Origin of the sequence: Gemmatimonas sp. (assembly GCF_036405635.1) — a bacterium.
Taxonomy (GTDB): domain Bacteria; phylum Gemmatimonadota; class Gemmatimonadetes; order Gemmatimonadales; family Gemmatimonadaceae; genus Gemmatimonas.
In genome coordinates, this window is sequence record NZ_DASWXE010000180.1 from 18,052 (window position 1) to 30,872 (window position 12,821).

Consider the following 12,821-nt stretch of genomic DNA (forward strand, 5'->3'; position numbering starts at 1 on the left):
CTTAGTGGTGATCCTCGAGGGGCGTCAGCAGCCACTTGTAGAGCGAGCCAACCCACCAGAGGGTGCCAAGAATCATCATGGCGACGGCAACGGCGGGCTTCTTGTCCATGAACGGCATACCGCAGAACATCGCCACGATACCGGCAGCGGTGATGAGCGGCCAGATCGACGGGTTCGGCATCACGATGCCGGATTCCTTCGTCGTCGGGATGTGCAGGTTCTTCTCTTCCTCGTACGTGGTCTCATGTACGAGCTGTTCGCCTTCCTTCATGTTCCAGAGCGGATAGCGCGACTTGATCGTCGGCAGCTCGAGGAAGTTGTACTCGGGCGGCGGCGACGGAATCGCCCACTCGATCGTCGCGGCACCCCACGGGTTGCTCGACGCCAACTTCCCGCCACGCCAGCTCTTCCACACGTTGATGAGACCGAACAGCGTGCCGATCATGAGGATCAGCGTGCCGACCGACGACATCATGTTGAACAGGTCGAAGCCCTGGCCCGCGTCATACTGGTAGTAACGACGCGGCATGCCGAGCAGACCGCTGAAGTGCATCGGGAAGAACGTGAGGTTCATGCCGATGAGCGAGATCCAGAAGTGCCACTCGCCCAGCTTCTCGCTGAGGAAACGGCCCGTGATCTTCGGGAAGTAGTAGTACATGCCGGCAAACAGACCGAACACCGAGCCACCGAAGAGCACGTAGTGGAAGTGCGCGACGACGAAGTACGTGTCCGTCTGCTGCAGGTCGGCCGGCGGCGAGGAGTGCATGACGCCGGAGATGCCGCCCATCGTGAACATCGCGACCAGCGCGACGCCGAACTTCATGGCCACCGTGAAGTTGATCTGGCCGCCCCACATGGTGGCGATCCAGTTGAAGATCTTCACGCCGGTCGGGATGGCGATCAGCATCGTGGCGAGCGAGAACACCGAGTCGGCGATCGGGCCCATGCCCACCGCGAACATATGGTGCGCCCACACGCCGAAGCCGAGGAAGCCGATCAGGATGCCCGAGTACACCATGACGGGGTAACCGAACAACGGCTTCTTGGAGAACGTCGGCAGCACTTCGGACACGAGGCCGAAGGCCGGCAGGATCAGGATGTACACCTCGGGGTGACCGAACACCCAGAAGAGGTGCTGCCAGAGCAGCGGGTCAGCGCCCTTGGCAATCGTGTAGAAGTTCGTGCCGAAGAAGCGGTCGAACTGCAGGAACACGAGCGCCACCGTGATGACCGGGAAGGCCAGCACGACGAGGAACTGCACCACGAACGACATCCACGTGAAGATCGGCATGCGCATGAGCGTCATGCCCGGCGCACGCATGTTGATGATCGTCGTGATAAAGTTGAAGCCGGCCGCGAGGGACGAGATGCCGAGGATCTGCAGACCCAGCACCCAGAAGTCCATGTTCACCTGCGGCGAGTACGCCTTCGTGCTGAGCGGCGCATAGCCGAACCAGCCACCATCCGGCGCCATCGCGAAGAAAATCGGCACCGTGATGAAGATGCCGCCCAGCAGGTAGATCCAGTACGAGAAGGCGTTGAGTCGCGGGAACGCGACGTCACGGGCGCCGATCTGCAGCGGGATCAGAAAGTTGAAGAACGCCGCCGAGAGTGGCATGACGGCGAGGAAGATCATCGTCGTACCGTGCATCGTGAATAGCTGGTTGTACATCTCCGCCGACACGATCTTGCCGTTCGGAGTGGCCAGCTGGGCACGAAGGATGGCGGCCTCGAGGCCACCAACGACGAAGAAGATCAGTCCGGAGATCAGGTAGAGCGCCCCGATGCGCTTGTGGTCCACCGTGGTGAGCCACGACATGATCCCGGTGTTTTCGGGAGCCGTGGAGGCCTTGGTGTACGGGGGCGCGGCAGCGATGGTTGCCATCGTGTCGAAGTCTGTCGTTGACGGGAGCGGCTACTTGAGAGCCTGGAGGTAAGCGACGATATCAGCGATTTCGGCGTCAGTCAGACCACCGACGTTGATGACATTCTTGCGCACGGGATCGGTGAGGCCCTTGCCGATGGTCGGCATGATGCTGCCGGGCTTCATGTGCGGGGCACTCTTGATCCAGTAGGCCAGATGCTTCGCGTCGTTCGGGTACAGACCCGCGGCGATCGTGTAGCGCGTCCCGACGTGCGTCAGGTTCGGCCCGATGGGCGACGTGAACGGCGTGCCGCCGATCGCGTGACAGCCGATGCACGAGGACCGCGAGAACGTCTGGCGGCCACGCTCGGCATCACCCTGCGCCAGCAGCGATTCATCAAACTTGAGTCCCACCGGCAACTTGGCCGTCGGCACCGTGTACGCGAACTCCGCGTCCAGACGCTCCTTCGGGAACGCCCACACCGGCACTTCCGGAGCAGCCGGCGCGGCCGTCGAATCACCCACGGCCGCCTGCTGCAACGACGCCAACTGCACGGGCGTGGTGCCCGCGTTGGCCGCTGCGGGCGTCACGACGGGCGCCTTGAAGACCGCCGGCTGCTTCTGGTGTGCAGCCCACTGCTCGAACTCCGCTGGCGTCACCGTGTACACGCGGAAACGCATGTTCGCATGGGACGCGCCGCAGAACTCAGCGCAGAAGCCGTTCCAGGCCGACGACGGCAGATCCGCGTTCGGCGTGAACCAGAGGTAGTTGGTGCGGTTCGAGACGAGGTCGCGCTTGCCACCCATCTGGGGAATCCAGAAGGAGTGCAACACGTCCACGGTCTTGAGCTGGAAGTTCACCGTCCGCCCATTGGGCAGATACAGCTCGTTCGCTGTGGTGATGCCCAGCTGCGGGTACTTGAACTCCCACCACCACTGGTGACCGATGACTTCGACCTGCAGGGCATCAGGCGCAGCCTTGGCCTGAGTCTTGAAGATCGTGCTCACCGTGGGGATGGCGATAAACACCAGAATGACGGCCGGGATGGCCGTCCAGGTGATTTCAAGCGCCGTGTTCCCATGCACCTGCTTCGGCGTACCACCGCCGGGACGGCGACGATAGCGGAAGATCGTGTACACCAGGCCTGCTTCGACGCCGATGAAGACCAGCGTTCCCCAGAAGAGAAGCTTGTCCCACAGCGCGTCGATCGCCGTGTTGTACTCGGAGTAGTGATTGAACGTCGAGTTCGGATACTCGCCGCCGCAGGCCGCGAGCCCGAGGGCCAGAGCCCCCAGCAGCGCGGCGGATGCCACTCGCCGCGGGCGGAACGTGCCAACCATGCCGGATCCTGATGTGGAGTTGATAGGACTGCCGATTGACGGTCCTGGACGCACGCGGAGGGCGTGCGCCAAGGGCGCTCGGCGGACAGTCGGGGGTGGGACAGCAGTGCGAAGCTAAACCGTCGTTTTAGGCCACCGCAAGCAAAGCCCTACGACTTCTCCGGCTTTGCCCGACATTTTTTGCGATGTAACCGGCGTGAGCCGTATTGGCTGGTTCTTTCGCACTGCTCAGCCCTCCGGATGAGCCCACTTTTCTCTCTCAAATTCCCATATCTGGCTGCCGTTTCGTGAGTGCGGCGCCAATCGTCCGTGGGACGTGATCCCCCACCAGCTTCGTACCTCCATCACGGCCGCTGCCGCGATCCTACTGACGGCCTTCAGCGCCGGCTGTAGTCGGCAGCAGTCCGGTGAACGGGCCCCGCACGCCATTGGCGTCGGCGCCATCCCCGGTACACCTGGCTACGAGAACATCGTCCGCGGCATCGAACTGGCCGTGGAACGTCTCAATGCGGCGGGACCGACGCGTTTTGCCGTTCGGCTCCCCGAGACAGGCGTGACCAGCCCGGTCCGGCTGGCCGAGCAACTGCGCCTCGACCCCACGGTCATCGCCGTGGTCGGACACCCCGAGAGTGGCAACACGCTCGAGACCGTACCGATCTACGCCGACGCTGAACATGAAGGTGCCAATGGCGTGGTCATGGTGTCGCAGACGGCGTCCTCCCCCCGACTGAGCGGGATCAGCCCCTGGTTCTTTCGCGTCGCCCCCAGCGACGCCGATGCCGCCCAACACACCGCCCAGTGGGTGCTCGACACCCTCCACGCGCGCCGGGCCGCCATCATCTATCGCAATGACTCCTACGGCCGCGACTGGGCCAGCACCTTCGCCGACGTCTTTGGCAAGGGCGGCGGCTCCGTCGTCACGCGCGACCCCTATCTGAACGGCGTGACGGAGTGGGAGGCCTACGCCAGCCTGGTCGCCCTCCGCAAGCCGGATGTGGTGCTCTTCCCTGGCGACGCCGAAGACGCCTTGGCCTTCCTGCGCGCGCTTCGGGCGCACGGTGTGCGGGTGCCCTTCGTGGGTGGCGATGGTACCGAAGGCATCGCCCGCGACACGATCGCGGCCGGCGCCTACGTATCGGCCTTCTTCCGCCCCGACCGCGTGTCGAGTCCGGAGGCCATGCACTTCCTCGCGCAGTACCGCCAGCGTTTCAAGCAGGAGCCGGACGGCTTCGCGGCCCTTTCATACGATGCCGCCATCGTCATCGGCCGGACTGTGGCCGGCGGAGCGAATACCCGCCCGGCCCTGCGCATCGCCATGGAGCGCATCGGCAATGGTGCACCGTCGGTAGATGGCGTGGTTGGACGCATCGCTTTCGAGAAAGATCACGACATCAAGGGACGTCCGGTGCTGATCACCCAGTTGATGCGCGCCCCGACGACCACCGCGACACCTGCGGGGACGCCGTGAGGCACCTCTTCCAGATCCCCACCATTCGCGGTCGGCTGATCGCGGGCTTCGGCACATCCATCTTCCTGCTCGTGGCCGCCGGTGTTCTCGGCTGGTACTGGCTGTCGCGGGCCAATGCACAGGCCGAGGCTACAGTACACGATGTCACCGACCGCTCCGAGTTTGTCGAGCGGGCCACCAACATCGCCCTGCGGGAACTGGTCGCCGGTCTGCGCTATCTGAGCACCGGCACGGAAGGTGACGAGCGCCAGTACCAGGCGCTCACCGTGCAGGCCGAACAGCTGCGCCGTGATGCCGTATCAAAGAGTGTCCTGAGCCCGGAAGAGCGCCGGCGACTCGAAGCGATCGGACGCTTGCAGGCCACGCTGGAGGTGCGCATTGCCACCACGCGCGCCTGGCAGGTGGCCCAGCGCACCGAAGAGGCCAACCGCGTGCTGGCGCTCACGACCAAGGACATTCAGGCCATCGAGATCGAACTGCAGGCCCTGCGCCGCGAAGCGCGCGTCGGAGCCAGCGATGCCATCGATCGCATGCGTGAGTGGTTGCGCAACGCCGAGGCCAGCCTGGTGGTGGTGGTGACGCTCGCCTTTGGCGTGGCAGCCTTTTTTGGCCTGTCCACGGCTCGCGCCATCACGCAGCCCATGGTGCAACTGCGCGACGAACTCATGGCCATTGGCGCGGGTGATCTGCGCGACCCGCCGTATGCGGCTGGATCGGCGTACGTCGCGCAGGAATACGCCGAACTGATCGACGCCATGCGGCAGGCCCGCGAGCGATTGCGCGTGCTATTCTCGCGCGTGCAGGAAGAGGCCGATCAGGTCACACTGGCCGCCAGCGAACTCACGGCGTCGGCTTCATCGGCGGCTGCGTCATCACAGCATGTCACGTCAGCCATCATGGATATTTCCCATGGTGCGACGATGCAGCTCACGTCGCTCAATCACGCCGGTGAAACGGTGAAGGAGCTGGCGGAAACCGGTGCCACCATCGGTGAGGCGGCTGAAGAGACCGACCGCGTGGGACGTGAGATTCGCCACACCACCAATGGCGCGCGTGATCAGGTGCAGGTGGCCATCGACACGCTGCTCGGCGCCCGTGAAGTTGTGCAGGCCTCACGCGACGAAATGGTGGCCGTGCGCGATGCCACCGCCGTCATCGATGATTTCGTGAGTGTGATTTCCGAGATCGCGACGCAGACCAATCTGCTCGCACTCAATGCGGCCATCGAAGCGGCGCGCGCCGGTAGCGCCGGGCGCGGGTTTGCCGTCGTCGCGCAGGAAGTGCGTGCGCTGGCTGAGCAGAGCGCACACGCGGCCAATGAAGTCACGGAAAATGTGAAGCGATTCCGTGGCCGCATCGCCAGCGCCTCCACGGCGGTGGAATCTGGCGCCACCCGTCTGCGCGACGCCGAAACGGTGGCCGAAGGGGTGCGCGGTGCTCTGGCGCGCATCGAGCACGCCGTAGCGCAGGTGGATGGCGCCACAGCGCGCGTGACACTGGCCGTCGAAGGCAATCGCCGGTCACTGAGTCAGGTGCAGCGTTCGCTGTACGACGCGCGCGACACCGCCGAAGGGCACGCCGCTGCCGCCGAGGAAGTGGCGGCGAGCACGGAACAGACATCGGCGTCCGCGCAGGAAGTGTCGGCCACCGCAGAAATGCTGCAGACGGCCAGTCTTCGCGTGCGCGGACTCATCGGCGAGTTCCGCACCTAGCTCCGACGCGCTATACGGGGACTTCGCGCACCTGAATGCCCCGTGCCGCGAGCATGTCGAAGTAGCGCTGCGCGGGAATGCACTCATCGGGCGTATGCACACCAGCGGCAATGGCGCCCGAGCACTGCAACACGCCCGTGATGGCCAGCGTGTAGCCGGTGGTGCGCATCATGGCTGAGATGCCGTGCTCGCTGTCGTAGCGATCAACCACTTCCCAGGCGCGGGCCTGTCGGGCGCCGCCAACGGTTCCGGTCACGACCACGCGCAATGCGACCAGGTCGGGCTTGCCCTTGCGCAAAGCGGCACCGGCCACGCGCACAAACACATCGCGCGGCACGACCTGTTGCCCCTTCACGTCGACCGGCTCGGTGCCCAGCAGCCCCAAATCGCGAATGCTGCGCATGATGTCCACATGCCCCGGGTAGCGGAGTGTCTTGTACTCCATGACCGGAATGCGACCAGCGTAGCGGTACACCATCGTGGAAAGGCCACCGGCCGTGTGAAACGCTTCGAGCGCGCCGACCGATCCATCGAACTTGACCGTCTCCGGCTCGGAGAGCGCGTCCACCGACGTGGGCTGGCCATCCCGCACGACCAGCGACGGCGTCGTGTAGTAGTCCACCATGCCCTCGATGGAGTACGCGATCTGGTAGCCGAGCGGCGGCTCCGGCACCTGCGGCAGGCCACCCACAAACAGCTTCACCGATTCCACCGCGTCGAACTGATCGATGCCGTGCTGCGCGATCACATTCACCATGCCTGGCGCGAGGCCGGTGTCCGGGATGACCGACACGCCCTTGGCCTTGGCTTCGGCGTCGAGCTGCTTCTGCTGCTGCACGATAGCCGTGTTGCCACCCAGGTCGGCGAAGTGTACGCCACTTTCCACCGCGAGGCGTGCCAGCGTGCCATTGAAATAGTAGGGGATGGCGCTCAGCACCCCGTCGCATCGCGCCAAGGCTTCACGCACGGCCTGCTCATCGCGCACATCGAGCGCGAACGGGATCAGGCGGGCACCTGCCACCTCTTGCAGAAAGCGGGGTAAAGCAGGCGTCTTGATATCGGCCAGCAGGACCTGCTCCACTTTGGCATCATTGAGCAGGTCAAACGCACACGCGGTGCCTTGCAGCCCCGCGCCAAGTACCAACACACGCATCGAGGAACTCCGGAATGGAGACGCTGGATCAGAACGACATGTCTTCGAAGGTAACCCCGGAATCCGAAGACTGGCGAGCACGGTTGCTCAGCACGCCGGAACAGATCGACCACGTTCTGGCACAGGTCAAACGCGTGGCAGTGATCGGTATCAAGCCCAAAGACGTGGGTGGCCCGGCCCATACCGTACCCGCGTATATGCAGCAGGTCGGCTACGACATCGTTCCGGTACCTGTGTATTACCCGGAGGTCACCGAGATTCTTGGCGCCCCGGTGCATCGCTCATTGGCCACCATCGATCCACCGGCCGACATGGTGCAGCTGTTCCGGCGGTCGGAAGACGTGCCCAAGCACATCGACGAGATTCTCGCCGCCGAACCGTCGGTGGTGTGGATGCAGCTGGGCATTCGCAACGACGAAGCGGCTGAACGCTTTGCGCGGGCCGGCATGTGGGTGGTGCAGGACCGTTGCACCTATGTCGAGCTGAAGCGCGCCAAGCGCTGAACGCTAGCCCTGCATGGTGGCGGATTTGAGCGGCATCACCAGCCCCGCCACCATCAGCTCCACCGAATCGGCCGCGGCAGCCACCAGCTGGTTGGTGCGCCCCAACGCATCGCGGTAGACACGACCGAGTGGCGTGGGCGGCACGACACCCAGTCCCACCTCGTTGCTCACGAGGATCCATTCCACGTCGGGATGACGCTGCATACTCGCCACGAGCGCCGACGCCGCGTCAGCCACGTGGCGCTCGGCGTCTCGTTGTTCGTCCTCGGGAAGCGCGAGCAGCAGGTTGCTCACCCACAGCGTGAGACAATCGATCACGACCACACGCGGCGCGATGGTGTGGCCTGTACCGAGCGTTGCGTCGAGGGCTTCCACGACATGCACGGGAGCCTCGACGGTCTGCCACCGTAGTGAGCGTTCGGCTCGGTGATTGGCAATACGGCGCGCCATCTCGTCGTCGAACGCCTGCGCGGTCGCCACGAACAGCAGGGTGGCATCATGGCGTGACTCCGCGAGCGCCACAGCTCGGCCGCTCTTGCCGGCGCGCACTCCGCCCAACAGCAGTTGGATTCGCCTTCGGCGCGCGGTCATGGCGTTACGGAATCCAGACCCATCATCGCGCACACGGCGTCCATGTCGAGGTTGCCGCACACCACCGTCGCCAAACGGTCGAGCGCATCGTCGATGGACGTGGGTGCACCGGCCGGCGGCAAGATCACGCCGCGTCGATTCGCCAACTGCTCCAGCATCGCACGACGCAGCGGGGCATGTTCAAGTGCACCATGCAGGTACGTGCCCAACACCAACCCGTCGTCGGAACTGACACCGTCCTGCGTCACGCCGCCCGCGCTCTCGAGAGAAAAGACGCCTGGACGCTGGCTGGTTGTAAGCGTGCTGCGTCCCATGTGGATTTCATAGGCATCGAAAGCAGCGTCGTGCAACGTGGTGCCCAAAAACGTGGAATCACCGACAACGCGTGCCTTGACGCGACGCGTGATCTTGCGTGGCTCGAAGTGTGTGATGATGGGCAGCAGACCCAGTCCATCTGCGCCGCCAACCTGTTCGGCACCATGTTCGTCCACGATGCGCTCGCCGAGCATCTGTAGGCCGCCGCAAATGCCGAGCACCGCGCCACCCGCAGCGCGATGCCGCAGGATGCACGCATCGAGTGATCGCTCGCGCAGCCAGGCCAGATCACCCAGGGTGGACTTGGTACCGGGGACGATGACGAGATCGGGACTGCCGAAGGCATCAGCATCACCCACAAAGCGCACCCGCACGCCGGGCTCGTTGATGAGTGGCTGAAACTCATCGAGGTTCGCGACACGCGGCAGACGCATTACGGCGATATCCAGCACCACCGGCGGCGCGTCTGGATGTTCATGATCGGCCGCGCTGCGCCACTCCAAAGCGTCTTCCTCGGGAATGTCACGCAAGTTGAGCCACGGCAGCACACCAATGGTAGGCACACCGGTGCGCTCTTCGAGCATCACAAAGCCCGGATCGAGCAACGACGGGTCTCCGCGAAACTTGTTGATCACGAACGCCTTGATCAGCGCGCGCTCTTCTGGCTGCAGCAGTGCATGCGTGCCGTAGAGTGAGGCAAATACGCCGCCACGTTCGATATCACCCACCAGCAACACGGGCGCATCGGCATGGCGCGCCACGCGCATGTTCACGATGTCGTATTGCGCGAGATTGATCTCTGCGGGACTGCCCGCACCTTCGATCACCACCACATCAAACTCGGCACGCAATCGATCGAGTGCATCGGTGACGATGGGCCAGAGATGCTGCTTGCGCGCGTAGTAGTCCACCGCGTCGGCCGTGATCCACGGTTCACCCAGTACCACCACCTGCGACGTGCGATCACTCTGCGGCTTGAGCAGCACCGGGTTCATGTCCACCGTGACTGGCGTGCGCGCGGCCACAGCCTGCATCGCCTGCGCGCGTCCCACTTCACGACCATCGGCCGTGACAGCGGCATTGTTGGACATGTTCTGCGCCTTGTACGGCGCCACGCGATAGCCGGCGTTGGCAAACCACCGGCACAGTGCGGCCACCACCGTGGTCTTGCCCGCGTGTGATGAAGTGCCCTGCACCATGAGTACACGGCCGCGCGGCGCGCGCCGAGCACTTTCGTGATGCGGTGCCGTGGATTCGAGAGGAAGCGATGCCGTCATGCCCGCAGCATCCCCAGTGGGGAGGTTGTACGCAAGATGCCTCGCCCTTGCGCGCCGAATCAGGGATTCACTATCGTGAGGGACTAAGCATATCTCAGCAGTTCACAATCGATCAACACGAACGGGCCTTTGTAGGAAGCCGGTGCAATGCCGGCGCGGCCCCGCCACTGTATGAGGCTCTGCCCTGTCGTTCGACAGGACAGTTCACCGCGACTTCTGCGCAGTACCCACTGGTGTCCCCACCGGGAAGGGAGAAGTCGACCGCCTCGAGCCAGGAGACCGGCCCGTTCGTTCCCGCTTCAAATCCTCGAGGGAGGACTGCGGGGCCGTCCGCGTCGGTCGGTCGCACAGTCGTGCACCCCATCGATGTCTGCCGCCCCCGTCCCTCTCGATCACCGAGACCGGACGGGTTTGTGTTTTCTGGCAGTCACTTCATGGCACATCGTCGCGGTGGAACCTGGCGAGCATTGATCGCCATCGGTTGCGCAGCCGTCGTATTGACGGCCTGTGACAAAAGCGCCGCCAGGAACGCGGATTCGCCGGCAGCCGATTCGACAGCGCGCACGAGCACCGGTCCCATCTCGGTGGTGGACGACGCCGGCCGCACCGTCACGCTCGCACAACCGGCACGCCGTGTCGTGTCGCTCATTCCGAGCGCGACCGAGACCTTGCTGGCGCTGGGCGCGGCAGAGCAGCTGATCGCCCGCACGCGCTACGACGTGGCGCCCGAGGTGCAGCATCTGCCACTCGTTGGTGGCAGCGTCGATCCCAGCATCGAGATGATTGTCTCGCTCAAGCCCGAACTGGTCGTCTCGTGGGAATCGGACAAGCGCCAGCAGTTCCGCGAGCGGCTCACGGCGCTGGGTATTCCCATTTTCATGCTGCGCACGCAGGACACCACCGATGTGTTCCGCGGCCTCGGCAATCTCGGCGCGCTCACCGGCCACTCGGCGGATGCACAGCGTGTGTCCACTGCGCTCCGGGAAAGACTCGCTGCCGTGGGCAGCTCCGTGCAGTCGCTCGAGAAGCCCTCAGTGATGTATGTGGTGTTTCACGACCCGCCGATGACCGCCGGTCCGAACACCTTCATCGGGCAACTGATCACGCTCGCCGGTGGCCGCTCGATCTTCGAAGACACGCCCAACAACTGGCCCAACGTCACGATGGAAGAGATCGTGCGACGCGATCCCGATGTCATTGTCGTGCCAGTCGGTGAATTCAAGGCGCAGGCTCTTTCGCGGCTGAAGGTGATGCAGGGCTGGCGCAATCTGCGCGCCATTCGTGAAGGGCGTGTGGTGGCCGTGCCGGCCGATCTGCTGAGCCGCCCGAGTCCCAACATCGGGCTCGCCGCAGAAGTCCTGCGTAGTGCAATGCATCCGCAATTCCCATCGCCGGTTGCCGAGCCGGATTCGATTCCCGATCGGGCGCTGTCGCGCGATTCGGCGGTGAAGAACTGATGCGACTGTCTTCCCTCGTCTGGCGCATTCCGCTGTTGGCGGCGCTGCTGGCCCTCACGCTCCTGCTGGCCCTGCGTCTTGGTGCGGTCCAGCTCACGAGCGTCCAGGTCATTCAGGCGGTGCTGGGCGAGGGAGATCCGACCTACATCAACATTCTGCATGAACTGCGTCTGCCTCGAGCATTCCAGGCAGCACTGGTCGGTGCGGCCCTCGCGCTGAGTGGCACGACCTATCAGGCACTGCTGCGCAACCCGCTGGCTGAACCGTACGTGCTGGGTGTGTCGAGCGGCGCGGCGTTTGGTGCGGTGGTGAGTGTCGTGGGTGGGTTGTCCATGCGATACATCTGGGCGCTCCCGACCGCCGCATTTGCGGGTGCACTGATCGCGATGTTTCTGGTGTTCCGCATCGCGTATTCGGTGGGTCAGCGACTCGACACACGCGTACTGCTGTTGGCGGGTGTGGTGGTCGGGTCGTTCCTGGTGGCGTGCATCTGGCTGTTGCTCACATTTGCCGACGATCAGTCGGTGCGCACGGCCATCTACTGGATGATGGGCAGCCACTCTGGTGCCTCGTGGCGCTCCGTGTCGGTGCTGGCCGCGACGGTACTTCCTGGGTTTCTGGTGTTGCTGTGGCTGGCGCGTTCGCTCAATCTGCTGGCCATCGGTGAATCGACGGCCGCGTACCTTGGTGCCGAAGTGGAGCGCGTGAAGTGGGTCGCGTTTGCGACGGCCACGCTGCTCACTGCCGTATCCGTGGCGATGAGTGGCACAATCGGCTTTGTGGGGCTCGTGGTACCGCATGCGCTGCGCCTGCTGTGGGGTGGTGACAATCAGGGGCTGCTGCCCACGGCGGCCCTGGCCGGTGCGGTGTTTTTGGTGGCCGCTGACACCGCCGCGCGGACGGTGGCCGGCGCCAACGAGTTGCCCATCGGTGTGGTGACCGCGCTGGTGGGCGTGCCGTGTTTCGTGTGGCTGCTGCGACGCCCCTCGAGTCAGCGGGTGCTGTGATGCCGACGACGTCCACCGCCGAGTGGGTGCTCAGCGATGTGCACTTCCGCCATCATGGGGCCACGCAGCCCACGCTACGCGACATCACGCTGACGATCGACAGCGGTCTGCTCACCGTGATCATCGGCCCCAA

10 protein-coding genes and 1 riboswitch are annotated in these 12,821 nt (G+C 64.5%); of the genes, 5 read left to right on the forward strand and 5 right to left on the reverse strand.

Features of this window, described 5'->3' with window-relative positions:
• Position 1: 1 nt before the first annotated feature.
• Complete coding sequence (ctaD, locus tag VGE27_RS14260; protein WP_331050335.1) at positions 2 to 1,885, reverse strand: cytochrome c oxidase subunit I; 1,884 nt, start codon at positions 1,883 to 1,885, stop codon at positions 2 to 4.
• Positions 1,886 to 1,915: 30 nt separating this feature from the next.
• A complete protein-coding gene (coxB, locus tag VGE27_RS14265; protein ID WP_331050336.1) occupies positions 1,916 to 3,205 on the reverse strand; it encodes a cytochrome c oxidase subunit II in 1,290 nt (429 codons plus the stop codon).
• A gap of 316 nt (positions 3,206 to 3,521) precedes the next feature.
• On the opposite strand from coxB, the gene VGE27_RS14270 reads away from it, so the two are divergent.
• Both VGE27_RS14270 and VGE27_RS14275 read left to right on the forward strand, forming a co-directional pair.
• Positions 3,522 to 4,673 carry a branched-chain amino acid ABC transporter substrate-binding protein gene (locus VGE27_RS14270; protein WP_331050337.1) on the forward strand — a complete coding sequence of 384 codons (1,152 nt, stop codon included), beginning with the start codon at positions 3,522 to 3,524 and terminating at the stop codon, positions 4,671 to 4,673.
• Positions 4,670 to 6,385, forward strand: coding sequence for a methyl-accepting chemotaxis protein (locus VGE27_RS14275; protein WP_331050338.1), 1,716 nt, complete (start codon positions 4,670 to 4,672; stop codon positions 6,383 to 6,385). The genes VGE27_RS14270 and VGE27_RS14275 overlap by 4 nt, the downstream gene beginning before the upstream one ends.
• Before the next feature lie 10 nt (positions 6,386 to 6,395).
• Here VGE27_RS14275 and VGE27_RS14280 read toward each other — a convergent pair whose 3' ends face one another.
• Positions 6,396 to 7,538, reverse strand: a complete 1,143-nt coding sequence (locus VGE27_RS14280; RefSeq protein WP_331050339.1) for a saccharopine dehydrogenase family protein — start codon at positions 7,536 to 7,538, stop codon at positions 6,396 to 6,398.
• Between the two features lie 38 nt (positions 7,539 to 7,576).
• Between VGE27_RS14280 and VGE27_RS14285 the strand changes: the two genes are divergently transcribed.
• Complete coding sequence (locus VGE27_RS14285; RefSeq protein WP_331050340.1) at positions 7,577 to 8,041, forward strand: CoA-binding protein; 465 nt, start codon at positions 7,577 to 7,579, stop codon at positions 8,039 to 8,041.
• Between the two features lie 3 nt (positions 8,042 to 8,044).
• Here the strand turns inward: VGE27_RS14285 and cobU are convergent, their stop codons facing one another.
• Entirely contained in the window at positions 8,045 to 8,632 is a 588-nt protein-coding gene (gene cobU, locus VGE27_RS14290; RefSeq protein ID WP_331050341.1) for a bifunctional adenosylcobinamide kinase/adenosylcobinamide-phosphate guanylyltransferase, read from the reverse strand.
• Positions 8,629 to 10,224: a cobyric acid synthase gene (locus VGE27_RS14295; protein ID WP_331050342.1), complete on the reverse strand. Its 1,596-nt coding sequence runs from the start codon at positions 10,222 to 10,224 to the stop codon at positions 8,629 to 8,631. The genes cobU and VGE27_RS14295 overlap by 4 nt, the downstream gene beginning before the upstream one ends.
• 106 nt (positions 10,225 to 10,330) lie before the next feature.
• Positions 10,331 to 10,526: riboswitch (cobalamin riboswitch) on the forward strand.
• Positions 10,527 to 10,658: 132 nt separating this feature from the next.
• Here VGE27_RS14295 and VGE27_RS14300 point away from each other — a divergent pair.
• Together VGE27_RS14300 and VGE27_RS14305 are read left to right on the forward strand one after the other, a co-directional pair.
• Positions 10,659 to 11,681 carry a cobalamin-binding protein gene (locus VGE27_RS14300; protein WP_331050343.1) on the forward strand — a complete coding sequence of 341 codons (1,023 nt, stop codon included), beginning with the start codon at positions 10,659 to 10,661 and terminating at the stop codon, positions 11,679 to 11,681.
• On the forward strand, positions 11,681 to 12,688 hold the full coding sequence (locus VGE27_RS14305) for an iron ABC transporter permease (RefSeq protein ID WP_331050344.1): 1,008 nt from the start codon (positions 11,681 to 11,683) through the stop codon (positions 12,686 to 12,688). Before VGE27_RS14300 ends, VGE27_RS14305 begins: the two co-directional genes overlap by 1 nt.
• Positions 12,689 to 12,821: the final 133 nt, after the last annotated feature.